General features: G+C 41.5%; 11 protein-coding genes. All 11 read right to left on the bottom strand.

The genetic code is table 11. From position 1 onward, the window contains the following. Window positions 1–107: GTP-binding protein (locus tag EO121_RS05955; RefSeq protein ID WP_149306083.1), on the bottom strand; the 107-nt coding region annotated here is incomplete at its 3' end. Window positions 108–188: 81 nt separating this feature from the next. After that, window positions 189–2,264, bottom strand: coding sequence for an elongation factor G (fusA, locus tag EO121_RS05950; protein ID WP_127166748.1), 2,076 nt, complete (start codon window positions 2,262–2,264; stop codon window positions 189–191). Window positions 2,265–2,284: 20 nt separating this feature from the next. After that, on the bottom strand, window positions 2,285–2,755 hold the full coding sequence (gene rpsG, locus EO121_RS05945; protein ID WP_009353884.1) for a 30S ribosomal protein S7: 471 nt from the start codon (window positions 2,753–2,755) through the stop codon (window positions 2,285–2,287). 46 nt (window positions 2,756–2,801) lie between these two features. Further along, complete coding sequence (rpsL, locus tag EO121_RS05940; RefSeq protein ID WP_126939305.1) at window positions 2,802–3,176, bottom strand: 30S ribosomal protein S12; 375 nt, start codon at window positions 3,174–3,176, stop codon at window positions 2,802–2,804. Between the two features lie 75 nt (window positions 3,177–3,251). Further along, window positions 3,252–3,497 (bottom strand): ribosomal L7Ae/L30e/S12e/Gadd45 family protein, encoded by a 246-nt coding sequence (locus EO121_RS05935; protein WP_127160718.1) that lies wholly within the window; start codon window positions 3,495–3,497, stop codon window positions 3,252–3,254. A 380-nt stretch (window positions 3,498–3,877) separates the two neighbouring features. After that, entirely contained in the window at window positions 3,878–8,122 is a 4,245-nt protein-coding gene (rpoC, locus tag EO121_RS05930) for a DNA-directed RNA polymerase subunit beta' (RefSeq protein ID WP_127166746.1), read from the bottom strand. 31 nt (window positions 8,123–8,153) lie between these two features. Continuing rightward, complete coding sequence (gene rpoB / locus EO121_RS05925) at window positions 8,154–12,320, bottom strand: DNA-directed RNA polymerase subunit beta (RefSeq protein WP_127166744.1); 4,167 nt, start codon at window positions 12,318–12,320, stop codon at window positions 8,154–8,156. Window positions 12,321–12,588: 268 nt separating this feature from the next. Further along, window positions 12,589–12,786 (bottom strand): 4Fe-4S dicluster domain-containing protein, encoded by a 198-nt coding sequence (locus EO121_RS05920; protein ID WP_127166742.1) that lies wholly within the window; start codon window positions 12,784–12,786, stop codon window positions 12,589–12,591. Window positions 12,787–12,839: 53 nt separating this feature from the next. Continuing rightward, entirely contained in the window at window positions 12,840–16,058 is a 3,219-nt protein-coding gene (locus tag EO121_RS05915) for an autotransporter outer membrane beta-barrel domain-containing protein (RefSeq protein WP_206168548.1), read from the bottom strand. Between the two features lie 246 nt (window positions 16,059–16,304). Then, on the bottom strand, window positions 16,305–16,838 hold the full coding sequence (locus EO121_RS05910; RefSeq protein WP_127166740.1) for a cysteine hydrolase family protein: 534 nt from the start codon (window positions 16,836–16,838) through the stop codon (window positions 16,305–16,307). A gap of 97 nt (window positions 16,839–16,935) precedes the next feature. Further along, on the bottom strand, window positions 16,936–19,770 hold the full coding sequence (gene ileS / locus EO121_RS05905) for an isoleucine--tRNA ligase (RefSeq protein WP_127166754.1): 2,835 nt from the start codon (window positions 19,768–19,770) through the stop codon (window positions 16,936–16,938). Between the last annotated feature and the right edge of the window lie 179 nt (window positions 19,771–19,949).

Here is a 19,949-nt window from a genome sequence, read left to right as displayed (position 1 = left end):
AGAACTTTAGTGATTGCTGCTGTTAAAGTAGTTTTACCATGGTCAACGTGACCGATAGTACCAATGTTAACGTGTGGCTTATTACGTTCAAATTTTGCTTTTGCCATTTTGAATTGTCCTCCCGGATAATTAAAACTATATATATAGTAATCCTATGGGGCTAAAAGCCCCATTGGATACACTTTTGATTAGCCATTTTTCTTAGCTTGAATTTCTTCAGCAATTTTCTTAGGCACTTCTTCATAATGATCGAATGTCATGGAGTAGTTACCGCGACCTTGTGTTTTGGAACGAAGGTCAGTAGCATATCCGAACATTTCGCTCAATGGAACATATGCTTTGATATGTTGGGAACCGTTGCGAGCTTCCATACCATCCATACGGCCACGACGGGAGTTCAAATCACCGATTACGTCGCCCATGTATTCTTCAGGAACTTCTACTTCAACAGCCATGTATGGTTCAAGTAATGCTGGGTCAGCTTTACGAGCACCCTCTTTGAAGCCCATGGAACCTGCAATTTTGAAGGCCATTTCAGAGGAGTCAACATCATGGTAGGAACCGTCAAATACGATAACTTTGATGTCAACCATTGGATAACCAGCGATAACACCGGATTCCATAGCCTCTTTAACACCGTTCTCAACTGGTCCAATGTATTCACGAGGAATAGAACCACCAACAACTTTATTTTCAAATTCGAAACCAGCACCTGGTTCTTGAGGAATGATTTCCAACCAGCAATGGCCGTATTGACCTTTACCACCAGATTGGCGAACGAATTTACCTTCAGATTTAACTGCTTTACGAATTGTTTCGCGGTACGCTACTTGAGGTTTACCTACATTACATTCAACCTTGAACTCACGGTTCATACGGTCAACGATGATGTCAAGGTGAAGCTCACCCATACCGGAAATGATTGTTTGTCCAGTTTCTTCGTCAGTACGAACTTTGAAAGTTGGATCTTCTTCAGCCAAGCGAGCTAACGCCATACCCATTTTTTCTTGGTCCGCTTTAGTTTTTGGTTCCACAGCAACAGAGATAACTGGTTCTGGGAATTCCATGGATTCAAGAATAACTTGCGCTTTGTCATCACATAGTGTATCACCAGTTGTAGTATCTTTAAGACCTACTGCAGCAGCGATGTCACCAGCGTACACGCGTTCGATTTCTTGACGGCTGTTAGCATGCATTTGCAAGATACGGCCAATACGTTCTTTTTTGCCTTTAGTAGAGTTGAATACATAAGAACCAGACTCTAATGTACCAGAGTACACACGGAAGAACGCTAATTTACCAACATAAGGGTCAGCCATGATTTTGAAGGCCAACGCAGCGAAAGGACCGTCATCTGTGGAAGGACGAGTAGTCTCTTCACCAGTGTTAGGGTCGATACCTTTGATCGCTGGCACATCTGTTGGAGCTGGCATGTAGTCAACTACAGCATCTAGCAACATTTGTACACCTTTGTTTTTGTAGGAAGAACCGCAAAGAACTGGGAACAATGTGTTTTCACACACAGCTTTACGAAGAGCTGCTTTAATTTGTTCTTCAGAAATTTCTTCACCTTCCAAGTATTTTTCCATCAATTCGTCATCAGTTTCAGCCACAGCGTCAACTAACATTTCACGACGCTCTGCTGCAACATCAGCGTATTCTTCAGGAATTTCAGTGATTTCGTATTCTTTTCCGTCATCACTGATGTAGATTTCAGCTTTCATAGTTACCAAGTCAATGATACCTTTGAAAGTGTCTTCAGAACCGATAGGCACTTGGATAGCTACGCTATTAGCACCTAAACGAGTTTTCATCATATCAACTACGCGGAAGAAGTCAGCACCTACTGTATCCATTTTATTTACATAAGCGATACGAGGTACGCCATATTTATCCGCTTGACGCCATACTGTTTCAGATTGAGGCTCTACGCCACCTTTCGCACTGAATACAGCTACGGAGCCGTCTAGTACACGAAGGGAACGTTCTACTTCTACTGTAAAGTCTACGTGACCAGGAGTATCGATAATGTTGATGCGATGACCTTTCCATTGAGTAGTAGTCGCAGCGGACGTGATAGTGATACCACGTTCTTGCTCCTGCTCCATCCAGTCCATCGTAGCAGCACCTTCATGTACTTCACCGATTTTGTGAACTCGACCAGTATAGTAAAGGATACGTTCCGTTGTGGTTGTTTTACCAGCATCGATGTGAGCCATGATACCGATATTACGAGTTTTCTCTAAAGAAACTTCTCTTGCCACTTGTATATCTCCTTAACTAATTACCATTTGTAATGCGCAAATGCTTTGTTAGCTTCTGCCATTTTATGAGTATCTTCTTTTTTCTTAATAGCTGCGCCAGTATTATTGAACGCGTCCATTAATTCGCCTGCTAAACGTTCTTTCATAGTGCGTTCACCACGAAGACGAGCATAGTTTACCATCCAGCGAATACCTAGAGATAAACGGCGGTCAGCACGAACTTCAACCGGTACTTGGTAGTTAGCACCACCGATACGGCGAGCACGTACTTCTAATACAGGCATTACATTTTTTAAAGCCTGATCAAAAACTTCCATAGGGTCTTGACCCATTTTGGAACGAATAATTTCAAATGCATCATATACGATGGATTCAGCAATGCCTTTTTTGCCATCGTACATTACTTTGTTAATGAAACGTGTTACTAATTTGCTATTGTACACCGGATCTGGTAGTACATCGCGTTTCACAACAGGGCCTTTTCTTGGCATGTCAATTCCTCCTTTAACGATGTGTGTTCTCTAATCTTATGCTAAATTATTTTTTAGCACGTTTCGCGCCATATTTGGAGCGGCTTTGCATACGGTTTTGTACGCCAGCTGTATCCAATGCACCACGAACGATGTGATAACGCACACCAGGAAGGTCCTTAACACGACCGCCTCTGATAAGTACAACGCTGTGTTCTTGTAAATTGTGACCAATGCCTGGGATATATGCAGTTACTTCAATACCGTTTGTCAAACGAACACGGGCAACTTTACGAAGCGCGGAGTTCGGTTTTTTAGGCGTAGCAGTGTATACACGAGTACAAACACCACGTTTTTGTGGACACTCTTTCAAAGCTGGAGAGTCAGATTTACGCACTAAAGATTTACGGCCTTTACGTACTAACTGGTTAATAGTTGGCATGTGGGCACCTCCTTTCCAAACAATTAGATTTATAATTGATCCGTTCGATAATATATCGTTCGGATATTACCAAAACTAGCGAAGCACGCCGATTGCGGCAGCTCCTACTTTAATGTGAGCAGCATGCCCAAGTTCTTCCATCGTGTGATTTCGATCTACAGGCACATTGTGCTCTAAACAAATTTCCAGAATCGGCAAGATAAGTCGGTCATCGCTATCAAGACCTACAAATACACACTCTACTTCATCGCGAGCCACGGCTTTGCGCGTTTGCTTCGCTCCAATTGTGAGATTTGCATTTGAAAGCATATCGATTGTCATATGCGTCTCCTTCTCATTCGTTACTTACTTTAGGGCGCACTACCCCTTAAGCACTTTACTAGTTTACCATTCTTTATATGCCATGTCAAACAATTTTATCCCTTATAAATCGCTATAATAAAGCATTTTATATGTACATGCATCCGTGCGGTTCAAAAATAATTTTTTCTGTATATTTTGGTTTGTTTTTATACAATTTTAGCTATTTATTTGTATGTATATGCACTATATTTTTCTTTCAGTATTTTATCTATGCAAAATTGATATAGTATTTTCTATATTTCCTTATAAAAATAACGGATAACTCCCTTATAGGTTGTTATCCGTTATTTCGTTAGACAATCTTAACTCGCTATCTAAGCTCGTCTTACTATCTTATATTATTCTGCTGTTTCTACATCTGTAGTTTCATTAGCTATATCTGCATTAACAACTTCTGTATCCACCACTAAATCTTCTAATTCAGGTGTATGTTTTACTACCTTAATTTTACGATAACGGCTCATACCTGTACCAGCTGGTATCAATTTACCAATGATAACATTTTCTTTTAAGCCAAGTAATGGATCAATTTTACCTTTGATCGCTGCTTCTGTAAGAACACGTGTTGTTTCTTGGAAGGAAGCTGCTGACAAGAAGCTGTCTGTTGCCAAGGCTGCTTTGGTAATACCCAATAGTGTACGAACACCAGTGGCTTCTTTTTTACCATTTAAGCGTAAACGACGGTTTTCATCTTCAAATGTATTTACATCGATAGAATCTCCTGGTAATACATCTGCATCCCCAGCATCTTCAATTTTCACTTTATGTAACATTTGACGAACGATAACCTCGATGTGTTTATCGTTAATTTCTACACCTTGAGATTTATATACTTTTTGTACTTCATATACTAGGTAACGTTGCGTTGCTTCTGTACCCATTACACGCATAATGTCATGAGGGTTAATGGAACCTTCTGTTAAACGCGCACCTAAAGATACTACGTCACCATCTTTCACAATGATGCGAGATCCATAAGGGATTAAGTAATCAAACTCTTCACCCTCAGCTGTCGTAATGAAGATAGTATTGGTACCTTTTTTATTATCGTTAGGAACGACACGTACAGTACCTTCTACTTCTGCAATAATAGCATTACGTTTCGGACGACGTGCTTCAAACAATTCTTCGACACGAGGCAAACCTTGTGTGATATCGTCACCGGCAACACCGCCTGTATGGAATGTACGCATTGTTAACTGTGTACCTGGCTCACCGATGGATTGTGCCGCAATAATACCTACTGCTTCACCCACTTGTACTTGTCCACCAGTACCTAAGTCACGGCCATAACATTTCATACATACGCCATATGGAGAACGACAAGTCAATACAGAACGGATTTTCACTGTGTCGTAATGTTTTACTACTTCATCAGCTAATTCATCGGTGATTTCACCATTCAATGGAACGATGACTTCACCAGTTTTTTTATTGATTAATTCTTCTGCTGCTGTACGTCCCACGATACGATCTTTCAATGGTTCGATAACACCAGTACCTTCCACAATAGCTTCTACTTCAATGCCATGAATTTCGTTATTGCGAACTTGAACTTCTTTTACATCGGAGTTCAAGATAGCTTCGATGCCTTCTTCTGTCAATGCTGTATGCGCAGGGAAAATTTCTACACCTTCACTATCGATAACAGGATACACAGTATCTTTACCCAACATATTTTCAACCATTGTGTTGCGTAATGTTGTACGAATCGTATCGTCCACTTCACCTAATGCAATGGTTTGAACGATGTTAGTATGGTTGATATCACTGTCGCTACCCAATTGTGCACCACGTAATGCGATAGATTTTACTTGAGATTCTGCTAATGCTTCGATAGTTGCTTCTGTTACGATGCTTTCAGCATCAGCAATCACTTCACCAGTCATAGGGTCCACTACATCGCGATCCAATACACGACCGATTAAATCATCTTTCAAGTATGTCAACGCATCTTTTGTATTGCGCGCTAAGCGAGCTCTTTCACGAGCTAAGTCGATACCTACTACGTCACAATCTTCTTCACGAACGATTACGTCTTGGGATACGTCAACAAGACGACGTGTTAAGTAACCGGAGTCAGCTGTACGAAGGGCTGTATCGGCCAAACCTTTACGAGCACCATGAGAGGACGTAAAGTAATCCAATACGGTCAAACCTTCTTTAAAGTTCGCTTTGATTGGCAAGTCGATGATACGACCAGATGGGTCAGCCATCAAACCACGCATACCCGCCAACTGACGGATCTGTTGTTTGTTACCACGGGCACCGGAAATCGCCATCATATATACTGGGTTGAAACCGTCTTGGTCAGCCGCCATATTATCCATCATGGCTTCTGTAACATTGTCGATAGCTTCATTCCAAAGATCGATTGTTTTACGGTAACGTTCTTCTTCTGTAATTAAACCACGACGATATAGACGGGATACTTTATTAACTTCTGTATCTGCTTCTTCTACGATACCAGCTTTTACTTCTGGTACTTTGATATCCGCAATAGCGATTGTCATACCAGCACGACGAGCGAAGGAGTAACCCAAGGATTTGATACGGTCAAGCAATTCTGCTGTTTTTTCGTTACCGAATGCTTGGAAACATTGGTCTACCAATTTACCAACCATTTTCTTATCCATGACTTTACCCAAGGACCATGTGCCGTCTTCTTCTTTCACAAATTGACGGATTTCTGGATATAAAGCTTCGTTGAAAATCAAACGACCTGCTGTTGTTTTAACTAGACCGTATCCTTCGATACGAATGTAGATCACGTCTTGTAAGCCGATGACACCGGAATCGTATGCCAACATCACTTCGTCATAGTTAGCGAAGCGTTTCGCTTTATCTTCTGTACCTTTACGAACTACTGTTAAGTAGTATGTACCCAAGATCATATCCTGAGATGGAACCGCTACTGGTTTGCCATCTTTTGTAGATAAGATGTTATGGGATGAAAGCATCAAGGTACGTGCTTCCGATTGTGCTTCTACGGACAATGGTAAGTGACACGCCATTTGGTCACCGTCAAAGTCGGCGTTGAAGGCTGTACATACTAATGGATGCAATTTGATAGCACGACCTTCCCAAAGGATTGGTTCGAAGGCTTGGATACCTAATCTATGCAACGTAGGGGCACGGTTTAGTAATACTGGATGTTCTTTGATAACTTCTTCTAAAGCTTCCCAAACACCAGCACCGATGCGTTCTACTTGACGTTTTGCCGCTTTAATATTGCTTGCTTGTCCACGTTCTACCAAACGTTTCATAACGAATGGTTTGAACAATTCCAATGCCATCTCTTTTGGAAGACCGCATTGATGCATTTTCAATTCTGGACCAACTACGATAACGGAACGGCCAGAATAGTCAACACGTTTACCCAACAAGTTTTGACGGAAACGACCTTGTTTACCTTTTAACATGTCGGATAAAGATTTCAATGGACGGTTACCAGGACCTGTCACAGGACGGCCACGACGACCATTGTCGATTAACGCATCTACAGCTTCTTGTAGCATACGTTTTTCGTTGCGCACGATAATATCAGGAGCGCCTAAATCCAATAAACGTTTCAAACGGTTATTACGATTGATAACACGACGGTATAAGTCATTCAAGTCGGACGTAGCGAATCGACCACCATCTAATTGCACCATTGGACGCAATTCAGGTGGGATAACTGGCACTACATCCATAATCATCCATTCTGGACGGTTGCCAGATTGGCGGAATGCTTCTACTACTTCTAAACGACGAACGGCACGTACCTTACGTTGACCTGTTGCCGTTTCTAGCTCAGCACGTAATTCATCGTTCAATGCTTCTAAGTCTAATTCGCAAAGCAATTCTTTAATCGCTTCTGCGCCCATATCGATACACACGAATGTGTTTTCTTCTAAGGCACCAAGCTCTAATTTTTCTTCACGAGTTAATACTTCGTATTCTTTTTCTTCTTCTGGAATTTCAGTATTCGCTGCTAGCTCTGCATTCACAGCTTCTTTATGTTTAGCAGAGTTAATTAATTGCAAACGTTCACGACGTTGTGCAATCGTTTCAATGATGACACTTTTACCCGCGATTTTGTAGTCCGCATCATTGAACATAGCTTCATATTCACGGAATTCAGTTTCAAATAACAATTGTTGTTTAGACAATGGAGATTGACCTGGATCCACTACGATGTACGCAGCAAAGTACAATACACGTTCCAAGGAACGAGGGGATATGTCAAGGATCAATCCCATACGAGATGGGATGCCCTTGAAATACCAAATATGAGACACTGGTGTAGCCAATTCAATATGGCCCATACGTTCACGACGTACTTTGGCACGAGTCACTTCTACACCACATTTATCACAGACAACACCTTTATAACGGATGCGTTTATATTTTCCACAATGACATTCCCAGTCCTTTGTTGGTCCGAAAATGCGCTCACAGAATAAACCATCTCGCTCTGGTTTTAAGGTGCGGTAGTTAATTGTTTCAGGTTTTTTAACTTCTCCATGAGACCACTCCAAAATTTGTTGTGGCGAAGCTAAACCGATTCGCATGGAATCAAATTCATTTACGTCTAGCACTGTATGCTCCCTCCTTTACGAGATAGTGGTATTACTCATTATCAGAAGATTCTACATAGCCGCTAATTTGGCTGATAATATCGTCTTCTTCACCTGCTGTGACAGGCTCTTCTTCTACAATATATCCGTCAGGTGTGCCTTCTACTGTGGAAGCTTCTCCTTCTGTAGTCGCCTCTGTAGTGCCTTCTTCCATCACTTCACGAATATCATCATGACGTGGTACATCATCTTCATCTAATTCTTTGATGAGAACTTCTTCTTGATCTTCATTCAAGATTTTCACGTCAAGGCCGATACTTTGTAATTCTTTCAACAATACTTTGAAAGATTCAGGTACGCCTGGTTCAGGAATATTTTCACCTTTTACGATTTTTTCGTACGCTTTTACACGGCCTACAACATCGTCAGATTTTACAGTTAACAACTCTTGTAGTGTATAGGCTGCGCCATACGCTTCAAGAGCCCACACTTCCATCTCACCGAAACGTTGTCCACCGAATTGAGCTTTACCACCCAATGGTTGTTGTGTAACAAGGGAGTACGGACCTGTAGAACGAGCATGGATTTTATCATCTACTAGATGGTGAAGTTTCAACATATATACGTAACCAACAGTAACTTTGTTATCCATTCTTTCGCCTGTACGGCCATCGTACAATACAGTTTTACCATCATCATCACGACCAGCTATGCTAAGTGTATCGAATACGTCACTTTCATGAGCGCCATCAAATACCGGTGTTGCAATATGAATACCAGCCACATCAGGTTTTGGCATACCATATGTGTCATAGTCATAACCATATTTTTCCAACTCAGTGCGTAAGTGACTGCGTTTTTCTCGAACATGGTGAATCGTTTCAATTACAGTAACCACACGACGAAGTGTGTGCAATTCTTCTTCTAAGGCTGGTTCCATTTCTGGACGTTCTGCTTCTACATCATCAAATGTTTCAATACCTAATTCATAGATGCGTTTTTCTTCTGCCAATAAGAAGTCATAACGAGTTTGTCCGCCCAATTCTTCAAATTTATCTTGTGCTCGATGTAAAATTTTATCTAATGCCACTACTTTTTGACTGTCGATTTGTTTATCGGTTTCCAAATAGTTCGCAATCATAGGATCTGCAATGGATTGTTCTAGACTTTCAATTTCTGCATAGATATCTTTGATACCGTCGATACCATCCCAGTAGGTACCATTTAATTTAGCTTCTTTTAGTACTTCTTTGATTTTTAGGTCTGTTGCTTTAATTTGCATACCCAAACCTTGTACTGCCCAACCTAAATGTGTTTCTAATACCTGTCCGATATTCATACGAGACGGTACGCCTAATGGGTTCAACACGATTTGTACTGGTGTGCCATCTGGTAAGAACGGCATATCTTCTTGACGCATAACACGAGAAACGACACCTTTGTTACCATGACGACCCGCCATTTTATCGCCTTCATGGATTTTACGTTTTTGTGCAATATATACACGAACGACTTTATTAACACCTGGTTGTAATTCATCACCATTTTCACGAGTGAAGATTTTAACGTCTACAATTTTACCTGCTTCACCATGTGGTACACGCAAGGAAGTATCGCGAACTTCACGTTCTTTATCGCCGAAAATCGCACGCAATAAGCGTTCTTCTGGAGTTAATTCAGTTTCTCCTTTAGGAGTTACTTTACCAACTAGGATGTCGCCTGGTTTAACTTCTGCACCGATGCAGATGATACCGTTTTCATCCAAGTTTTTAAGGTTATCATCACCAGTATTTGGCAATTCACGAGTGATTTCTTCAGCCCCTAATTTAGTGTCACGAGCATCACATTCGTACTCTTCGATGTGGATGGATGTGTAGATATCTTCTTTACAAAGTTCTTCACTTAATAAAATCGCATCCTCGTAGTTGTAACCTTCCCAAGGCATGAATGCTACCAACACGTTGAAGCCTAATGCTAATTCGCCCCCATCTGTAGCTGGACCATCTGCCAATACTTGACCTTTCACAACGGATTGGCCACGATATACGATTGGTTTTTGGTTAAAGCATGTAGATTGGTTGGAACGCATGAATTTGTTCATTTTATATACGTCTACACGACCATTATCACGTTGTACATGAACTTCATTACCCCAACAACGTGTCACAATACCCGCTTCTTTTGCTAATACGCAAACGCCGGAGTCTGTTGCCGCTTTGTATTCCATACCTGTACCTACTAAAGGTGCTTGTGCACGAAGTAAAGGCACCGCTTGACGCTGCATGTTCGCACCCATCAAGGCACGGTTTGCATCGTCATTTTCTAAGAATGGAATCATAGCAGTACCGATGGATACTACTTCTTTTGGACTTACGTCCATGTAGTCTACTTTATCTGGAGATACTTCTAATACATCATGACCACGACGACATGCAATGTTCTCAGATACGAAGTAACCCTCTTCATCGATACGAGAGTTCGCTTGGGCAATTGTCATGCCTTCTTCTTCATCAGCTGTCATATATACAACTTGGTCTGTAACACGAACTTTCAACACTTTGTTTGCATCTTCGCCGGTACCATATACTTTTTCAATTTTACGGTATGGTGCTTCGATGAAACCGAATTCATTGACTTTCGCATAATTAGACAAGGAGTTGATCAAACCAATGTTTGGACCCTCTGGAGTTTCGATTGGACACATACGGCCATAGTGAGAATGATGCACGTCACGAACTTCGAAGCCCGCACGCTCACGAGATAAACCACCAGGTCCTAACGCGGATAGACGACGTTTATGTGTCAATTCGCCCAATGGGTTAGTTTGGTCCATGAACTGAGACAACTGAGAAGAACCAAAGAATTCTTTGATCGCTGCCACAACTGGACGGATATTCAATAATGCTTGTGGAGTGATGACAGAAATGTCTTGGATTGTCATACGTTCTTTGACTACACGTTCCATACGAGTTAAGCCGATACGGAATTGATTTTGTAACAATTCGCCTACGCAACGAAGACGACGGTTACCCAAATGGTCGATATCATCAGTTTGGCCAATGTTTTCAATCAAGTTCATCATGTAACTTACGTTAGCAATCATATCTTCACGAGTCACAGTGCGATGGCTGAACGGCAAATTGCTGTTATTACAGATGACTTTCACTACAGTACCTTCTGTATTCACTACGAAGAACTCAGGTACTACATCGCCGCTGTATACACCGCTATTAGCCACTACTTCAAGAACTTCTTCGTTCACATATGTACCGGATTCTACGATGATTTCGCCATTTTCGTCTACGATTGGTTCTGCCAAAGTTTGACCAAACATGCGTTGACGCCAACCTAATTTTTTATTTAATTTATAGCGACCTACGCGAGCTAAATCATAGCGACGAGGGTCAAAGAATAAGTTATCGAATAAGTTACGAGCACTTTCCACAGTTGGTGGTTCGCCTGGACGAAGTTTTTTATAGATTTCTACCAAAGCTTCATCAGCGGATTGTGTGCTGTCTTTTTCTAATGTACGAAGTAAACGTTCATCGTATTCTGGATGACCATTTTCGTCCACTTGTCCATTCCAGAATAATTCTAAGATGGAATCGTTAGTTTCCCAACCTAATGCACGCACTAGTACTGTAGCTGGTAATTTACGGTTACGATCGATACGTACGGACACGATATCGTTTGCATCTTTTTCTAACTCAATCCAAGCACCACGGTTTGGAATCACTGTGGAGTCATACAAACGGTTACCCATAGTATCGATGCTACCACCGTAGTACACACCTGGGGAACGAACTAATTGGGATACGATAACACGTTCCGCACCATTGATGATGAACGTGCCTGTATCTGTCATCAATGGGAAGTCGCCCATGAATACTTCTTGTTCTTTAATATCTGGATTTTCTGGATCATTGTTAACGAGACGAACATTGACGCGCAATGGTGCTGCATAGGTTGCATCACGATTTTTGCATTCGTTAATGTCGTACTTCGGTTCTCCAAGGCTGAATCCCTCAAAGGAAAGAGCTAGCTTTCCCGAATTGTCTTTAATCGGAGAAATATCGTTAAAAATATCTTGTAAACCGCTCTCTAAAAACCACTCATAAGACTTGCGTTGCACGTCTAACAAATGTGGCATTTCGAGAACTTCGTTGATCTTAGCGTAGGTATATCGAGTACGCTTACCCACCTGCTCAGGTTTGAACATGTTCTTTTCACCCCTCATAAAAATTGGCTTACATATTCTATAACGGTATGACTGCAGACGATTCCAGGTCTCAGTTTTCCTGCTAACCAATGACAAAATAAGCAAGGCTCTTAATTTTTTCTTGTGAACCTTGCTTTCCTCATTTCAGCACAACCTTGGATATATTCCTTCATCAATTCAATGTTATAGTTACTTTTTTGCAATTAAACATTATAATCTTCTTATATCTATTTGTCAAGACTAAAAAAGGACTTAGATCACAAATGCATTACGCATCGGTATCCAAGTCCTTTTCCTTTATCATCTGCACAGCCCCTACTGGGCATATGGCATAACAATCACCACAGTGAATGCACATGTCCTGATGGATAACATAGCGATCACCTTTGCGCGTGATAGCCTGCACCGGACAATCCATGGCACAGCCAGCACAACATACACAGGTGTCCTTAATATGAAAGTACATAGGCAAGCCTCCTAGTCTTAGTATACTACAAGGCTTGCTATTCGACTATACAATTACCAAATGTATTTCACACTCACATTGCCACGGTACCCTTTATAATAGGAGCCGCCTAAATTTCTTTCAAAACGAAGATCGGCATAGAAATAAACGCGATCATTTTTACGCCACTGCGCGCCTAGTCCTAGTTCACCAATCGTGCTAGCATAATTGCCACGGAATATATCTTCTCCAATATGAACCTCTTGTCCTTTTCTGAAGCTTCTCCATACATTGGCTACTCCGTAGATGGTACGTGTAGCAATCCCTTCCGCATTGTAATTATCACGAGAGATACGAAGACCTAATCGTCCCACAGCATTACTACGGCCTCCATAGGAAACTACTTTATCTGTACCTTGAATGCCATGTAAATTTATATAAGTATATACCAATTGACCTTGTGGCTCAACGATAATGCGTCTGCGTTCATTTTCACGATTGATGTAAGGATGACCAAATTCAATAGAGCCTGCAAATCCCCAACCAGATTGTTTCTCGTTGTCATGACCTACCGCTTCGTAAGCATTGCGAAGCCAACTGAACTGTCCTACCACATCCATGTACTCTTCATGTTTATTATATTTAGTCCGTGTAAGACCAACTGAGAAATTACGAACTTTACCTAAACCTGTGCGCAAATCTGTAGCTGCCTTACCTTGGTCATCTGTATTGAAATTATCTCGGAAGTTTGCATGACCATATTGGTACGCTACATATCCGCTATTGACACTTGTAGAACCGTCTTCTTTTGTTTTCACATTCCAATCACGGCCTAGTTGCACTCCATGGGTTTGTAATGTGTAACCAAAACGTTCCTCATTATGACGACCATAATCTTTCAACACTTTCGCCCAGAATGGATGGTCATCACCCTCTTCATGATGGGCATACATGACACGGCTCATTGGGTACGATTCCATATGACGTTGTTCATGCAATACACGTGGGTTTTCACTACGGCGTTCATGTAAAGTACGTAAAATTTGGCCTATCATCCGAGAGTCTACATCTGGCATTTGTACATATCCAGGCGTACGTTTATCTAAGTTAGGCGTCTTGTTAAGACCTGTCAATGTCCAGAACCATTCATGTTTGCCGTCTTTCACACGATGCGCTAATTTTAGTTCACCAGCACCAGTTGTTTTAGCCACCCCTGTGAAAGCCCCTTCTTCGCTGGATTCTACATCAGCACGAACCACTGGTACTGTATTTTTCGTTAAGTCTGCTGCAATGGAACCAATGGACCCATCGATCACAGCTTCTGTGCCATCTGCTGCTACAGGTACTACTGTGGTAGAGCCTGTCGCAGTGCCTGTAATATGCACTAAATCGGATACGGAGTTAGCCCCTTCTTCATCACCAGGAGAATCCCATTTCGTGTTCATTTTGATACGGCCATCTTTACCTGTATAATTGCCATTCAATGTCAATACATCTGCATAAGATTTGTTAACTGTCGTAATGATACCGCCTTCATTTTTGAAATCAGAAGCAGTAGTACCATCTTTTTGTACAGTTGTCACCGTATATTCTGCTTTCGCATCATCTGTTAAGTTCGTACCCGCATCAAGAATACCACCATTAGACAATGTCACTGTAGTAGCTGTAGACTCTTGCGCCCCTGTCAAATCTTCTTTCTTCGCTAATTTCCAAGCCGCTTCTTTATCGACTGTCATATGTAACGTAGATTCTTTATCGGCATGGATTAAACCTGTAAGGACAGCTTTATCTGCAATCGTTGCTGTTAATTCAGACGTAGCTCGGTCTGTTTCTACAGTGGCCTCAGCATTTTCAGATTTAGCGCGAATAGCCCAACCTTTTTTCGCTGCTGTGGCTTCAGATAATTCGCCAGTTAGGTTGAATTTGGCATTTTTGACGTTGAACGCCCCTGTTTGGAAGAATCCTTCAATTCTACCACGAACACCACGCACGCCAAATCCTTCTGCACTTTTCGCAAGAGCATACACTTCACCTTCTGCCTTATGACGAGCATTGGCTAAGATTAAATCATCTACTTCACTAGTAGTGCTCACTTTTGTGTTGGTTAGGTTGACTACACCATTTTCATTGTCTGCACCACGAGTTAACATTTCCTTATTATCACCAAGGATTGTCACATTCACATTAGCTAAATTTTCATAATCAATGGTATCAAATACTACACCATTCGTACTAGCTTTAATAGTCGATGCTTCTTTTGTATTTTGACCAGTTACGAGCAGCTTGGATCCTTTTTCAAATAGACGGACTGCCCCAGATCCTCGATGTAGTTTTTCTTCTGCATCAGTTTTAAACAAATAGGTGCCATCAACGCCTGTTGTATCCAAATCTAGCTTACCATTTACTGTGACGGTAGCATTTCCTTCTGTACCAGAATCTTTTGGTTTACCGATTTTAATCCCAGCAGAGTTAATACCTGTTGCTGTTACCTTAATATTAGTATTGCCATCGAATACAGCCGATGCATCATCGCCAGAAATGTAAAGGCCTACATTGTAATCCGCTACTTTATCTGCACTTACATCATCTACCGTCACATTCACATCACCTGTGGCGTGAAATTTAGGAACGGCCCCATTAGAACGATAGATTTTAATACCAGACATTTGATATCCATTAAGGAAATCACCTTGTGCTTTTACATTCATGAAAAAAATTCTACGTTCTATACTTAACCCATTCGTATAATGACCTTTTACAGAATCTGCTGTATTATTCACCTTAATAGTGGCATTGTTCACTGTGAAATCAGTTTTGTCCCCTTCACCTTTCCAATTATAGCCTACTGCCACACCATAGGCAGCGTCACTATCTGGACTATTACCTGTATTTGGATTACGGTTGGACTTCGTCACGGTTACGTTCAAATTTTTAATATCCGCCGTAGAGCTACCGCGCACGATCATGCCTTTTGGACGATTGTTAACAGCGGTGTCACCTGGCTTAACAGTGATCGTAAGATCATCGGCTGTTAATTTTCCATTGATCACATTAATTCCTAAACTTTCATCAGATGTATTATCCATTGTAAGGTCTAAGTTTTCTGCCCCTGTAATAGTCAAATGACCACCTGTTACGCCTACGCCATCTTTAATGAAAGTATCTGTTCCCCCAGCTACTGTTTCCTCAGCGGTATAACTCGTTTGGTTTTGTAGTGCCCCATAACTCACACTCGTCGTCAGGGCATACGCTGCTAATAGCGCCCCCATTGTCATCATACTGCGTTTTCTCATACTTCTTCTCCTTGCTCCAACTGTATCATATGTAACTCCAAGTTTTAGATTAATATATATTTAGCATTGATATATATATTGTACTATTGTTTTTATTATCATATATCACATGTACCATTGTCAATATATAGAGTACAACTGCATACAGCTCTGCTAGACCTATTATGCATACATACAAAAGAGGAATGCCCACTCATCAGCATTCCTCTATCTATTGTATTCTTCTACGTTATGCTAGCATATATATTATTCTTCCACAATACACTGACACATCTTCATCGTCAATAGTGCTGCCTCATGGGATTCTTGGGTCACCCCAGCACAACATTTAGAATCCACATGAAGTGGGATCTCAGGCAAGCCAGCTTTCAAAATTAATGCATTCGATACGACGCAAATGTCCGTACATAGGCCCACCATTGTAATCGTTTTTACGGCTTCCTCTTCATGCATCGCCTTAAGGTGGGACAATAAATCCAAGGACCCAAAGTTAGGTTTATCTAGTACATCTACACGTTGACCTCGTTCACGAGCCACTTCCAACAGATCATCGGCAATCTCCCAGCCTTTGGTACCACGGGCACAATGTTCCACCGGCAAATGTTTGCCCTCTTGGCTTTCAAGATAACCGCCATCGTGGGTATCACGAGTGAACACAATGAGACCAGTAAAATTGCGGATTTTTTCACGTACCGCCGGTACGATGGCCTGCGCCTGCGATGAACCTAATGTTCCATCAATAAAATCATGTTGCATGTCTATCACAATCAATACGTTCATAAGGCATCTCCTTTGTTATAAAGTAGGCAAGGAAATGATATACTTCCTTGCCTTACCTAAATTGATAGCACTAAACCTTTGACTACTTATACTATTATTATCCTTTGACTACATCAGCGCAACGAGCACATAATGTTGGATGATTTGTATCTTGACCAACTGTGTCGCGGTGAATCCAACAACGTTCGCATTTTTCTAACTCAGAAGGAGTTACCACGATGGATAATGCTCCGTCTTCTACTGTTACTGCATTGGCTGGTGCATTGTCACGGCCTTCCACTACATGTGCTTCAGACACGATCAACAAGCTAGCTAAGGAAGCGCCGAATCCAGTCAATGCTTGGTATGCATCGCCATCTGCATAGACAGTGATGGATGCATCCAAGGAGTGACCGATAGCTTTATCACGACGAGCCCCTTCTAAGGCTTTTGTCATTTCACTACGAAGGTCTAACATCGTCGCCCAACGAGCAGACAATTCTGCATCCACATGCTCTGCATGACCTTGTGGCCAATCTGCTAACATCACGCTTTCTTCCATGCCGTCTTCTTTTGGCATGTATTGCCATACTTCTTCGGCTGTGAAAGAAAGAACTGGAGACACCATTTTAACCAATGTTGTCAAAATTTCATAGATTGCAGTTTGCGCACTACGACGAGCTACGTTATTTTCTTTCTCTGCGTACATAGTATCTTTCAACACGTCTAAGTAGAAAGAAGATAAATCAACGGTACAGAAGTTATGGATTGTATGATACAAGATGTGGAATTCATAGTTTTCATAAGCATTCGTTACTTTTTGACGAACTTCTTCTAAACGATGCAATGCCCAACGATCTAACTCCGTCAAATCTTTATAAGCCACTTTATCTGTGTTAGGGTTAAAGTTATCTAAGTTACCCAACAAGAAACGGAATGTGTTACGGATTTTACGATATACTTCCGCCAATTGTTTTACGATATCTTTGGACAAACGTACGTCTGCTTGGTAATCTGCAGAGGATACCCATAAACGCATTACATCAGCACCGTGTACATCGATGATGTCGGAAGGAGCCACTGTATTACCTACAGATTTAGACATTTTACGACCTTCCCCGTCCACTACGAAACCGTGAGTCAATACGGCATTGTATGGTGCATGACCACGTGTAGCGATACCTGTTAACAAGGAAGAGTTGAACCAACCACGATGTTGGTCGGAACCTTCTAAGTACATAGCGCAAGGTACTTCCATTTCATTTTGTTCCAATACGCCAGACCAAGAGCTACCGCTGTCGAACCATACGTCCATGATATCTGTTTCTTTATGGAAAGAATCATGTCCGCAAGATGGACATGTGAATCCTGCTGGCAATAATTCTTTTGCTTCATGAGCCCACCAAGCATTGGAGCCTTCTTTGGCAAACCATTCTTGTAAGGAAGAGATAGTATCATCATTGATGATGTGTTCTCCACAATGGTCGCAATAGTAGATAGGAATTGGCACACCCCATGCACGTTGACGAGAGATAACCCAGTCCCCACGATCTGCGATCATGTTATAAATACGGTCATGACCCCATTTAGGAATCCATTGTACTTGTTCGTCGATGGCTTTCAATGCTTCTTGACGGTAGCCATCCACGGAAGAGAACCATTGTTCTGTAGCACGATAGATAACAGGGTTTTTACAACGCCAGCAATGGGCATATTGGTGACGAATATTGCCTTTTTGTACCAACGCACCGTTATGAGCCAAGATTTTGATCACTGGCACTTCTGCATCATGGATTTCAACACCTGCTAGTGGTTGCTCTGTATCACCATAACGAGGTTCATCTACTTTGGCAATATAACGACCAGTAGCATCTACTAAGGATAAAATGTCAAAATCGATTTTACCAGCATCTTTGTAAACTTTTACAACATTAAAGTCATCTTCACCGTGAGCAGGAGCCGTATGTACGCAACCTGTACCAGCGTCTAATGTAACGTGAGAACCCAACAAGATAGGCGCATGACGATCAGCAAATGGATGTTTAAAGTTCGCTAATTCTAATTCACTACCTTTGAACGTGTTCAACACTTCATAGGACTCTACACCCATTTCTTTGGTAGCTGTTTCGATTAATCCGTTTGCTAATAACCATGCTTCATCGCCGATTTTCACCCAAGAGTAATCTAATTCTGGGTTCACAGAGATTGCTTGGTTGGCAGGCATTGTCCAAGGCGTTGTTGTCCAGATGACGGAGAACAATTTACTTGTATCAAAACCTGCTGGCAATGTACTTTCAGCACCGTTTACATAAGCAAATTTAACATAGATGGAGAAAGATTTTTTCTCAGCATATTCAATTTCCGCTTCTGCTAAAGCAGTTTCACAATGCGTACACCAGTATACAGTTTTCAAACCTTTGTAGATGTAGCCACGTTTCGCCATTTCACCAAACACGCCGATTTGTTTCACTTCGAACTCAGGGCGCAATGTTAAATAAGGACGATCCCATTCACCAAGCACACCGAAACGAATGAAGTCTTGTTTTTGTTCTTCCACACAATTCAATGCGTATTCACGACATTTATTGCGAAGATCCAATGGACTCATTTCATGACGATTCAAGCCAGTGTTTTTGATAACCGCATGCTCGATAGGAAGACCATGTGTATCCCAACCAGGAATATATGGTGTGTAATGGCCTTGCATTGTTTTATATTTCATCACAATGTCTTTTAATGTTTTGTTCAAAGCATGACCGATGTGCAATTTACCATTCGCATAGGGAGGGCCATCGTGTAAGATGAAAGATTTTTTACCTTTATTTTTCGCTAAGCGTTTTTCATAAATTTTATTATCTTCCCAAAATTTGATAAATTCTGGTTCGCGCTTTGGCAAATTGCCGCGCATAGGAAATTCTGTTTCAGGCAAGTGCAAGGTCTTACCATAATCCACTTCATTAGACATTGTATTTCTCCTCTCAATAAAAAAAGCACCCGCTCCCCGAAGGGACGAATGCAAATCCGTGGTACCACCCTACTGATGACTCTTGTGAAAGTAACCCCAACGAATCATCGCTCAAACATATAACGGTGTCCACCGATGTGGGTACCCCCACTATGGGCTCCCCAACA

This window comes from Veillonella sp. CHU732 (assembly GCF_003992085.1).
In the GTDB taxonomy this organism is placed as follows: Bacteria; Bacillota; Negativicutes; order Veillonellales; family Veillonellaceae; genus F0422.
Note: the sequence above shows the minus strand (reverse complement) of the source record. Positions and strands in the feature narration are given on the sequence as shown.

Coding starts and splice junctions, on each gene's coding strand:
- rpsG (WP_009353884.1), bottom strand. CDS start 2,755: ATGCCAAGAAAAGGCCCTGTTGTGAAACGCGATGTACTACCAGATCCG.
- rpsL (WP_126939305.1), bottom strand. CDS start 3,176: ATGCCAACTATTAACCAGTTAGTACGTAAAGGCCGTAAATCTTTAGTG.
- EO121_RS05935 (WP_127160718.1), bottom strand. CDS start 3,497: ATGACAATCGATATGCTTTCAAATGCAAATCTCACAATTGGAGCGAAG.
- rpoB (WP_127166744.1), bottom strand. CDS start 12,320: ATGTTCAAACCTGAGCAGGTGGGTAAGCGTACTCGATATACCTACGCT.
- EO121_RS05920 (WP_127166742.1), bottom strand. CDS start 12,786: ATGTACTTTCATATTAAGGACACCTGTGTATGTTGTGCTGGCTGTGCC.
- EO121_RS05915 (WP_206168548.1), bottom strand. CDS start 16,058: ATGAGAAAACGCAGTATGATGACAATGGGGGCGCTATTAGCAGCGTAT.
- EO121_RS05910 (WP_127166740.1), bottom strand. CDS start 16,838: ATGAACGTATTGATTGTGATAGACATGCAACATGATTTTATTGATGGA.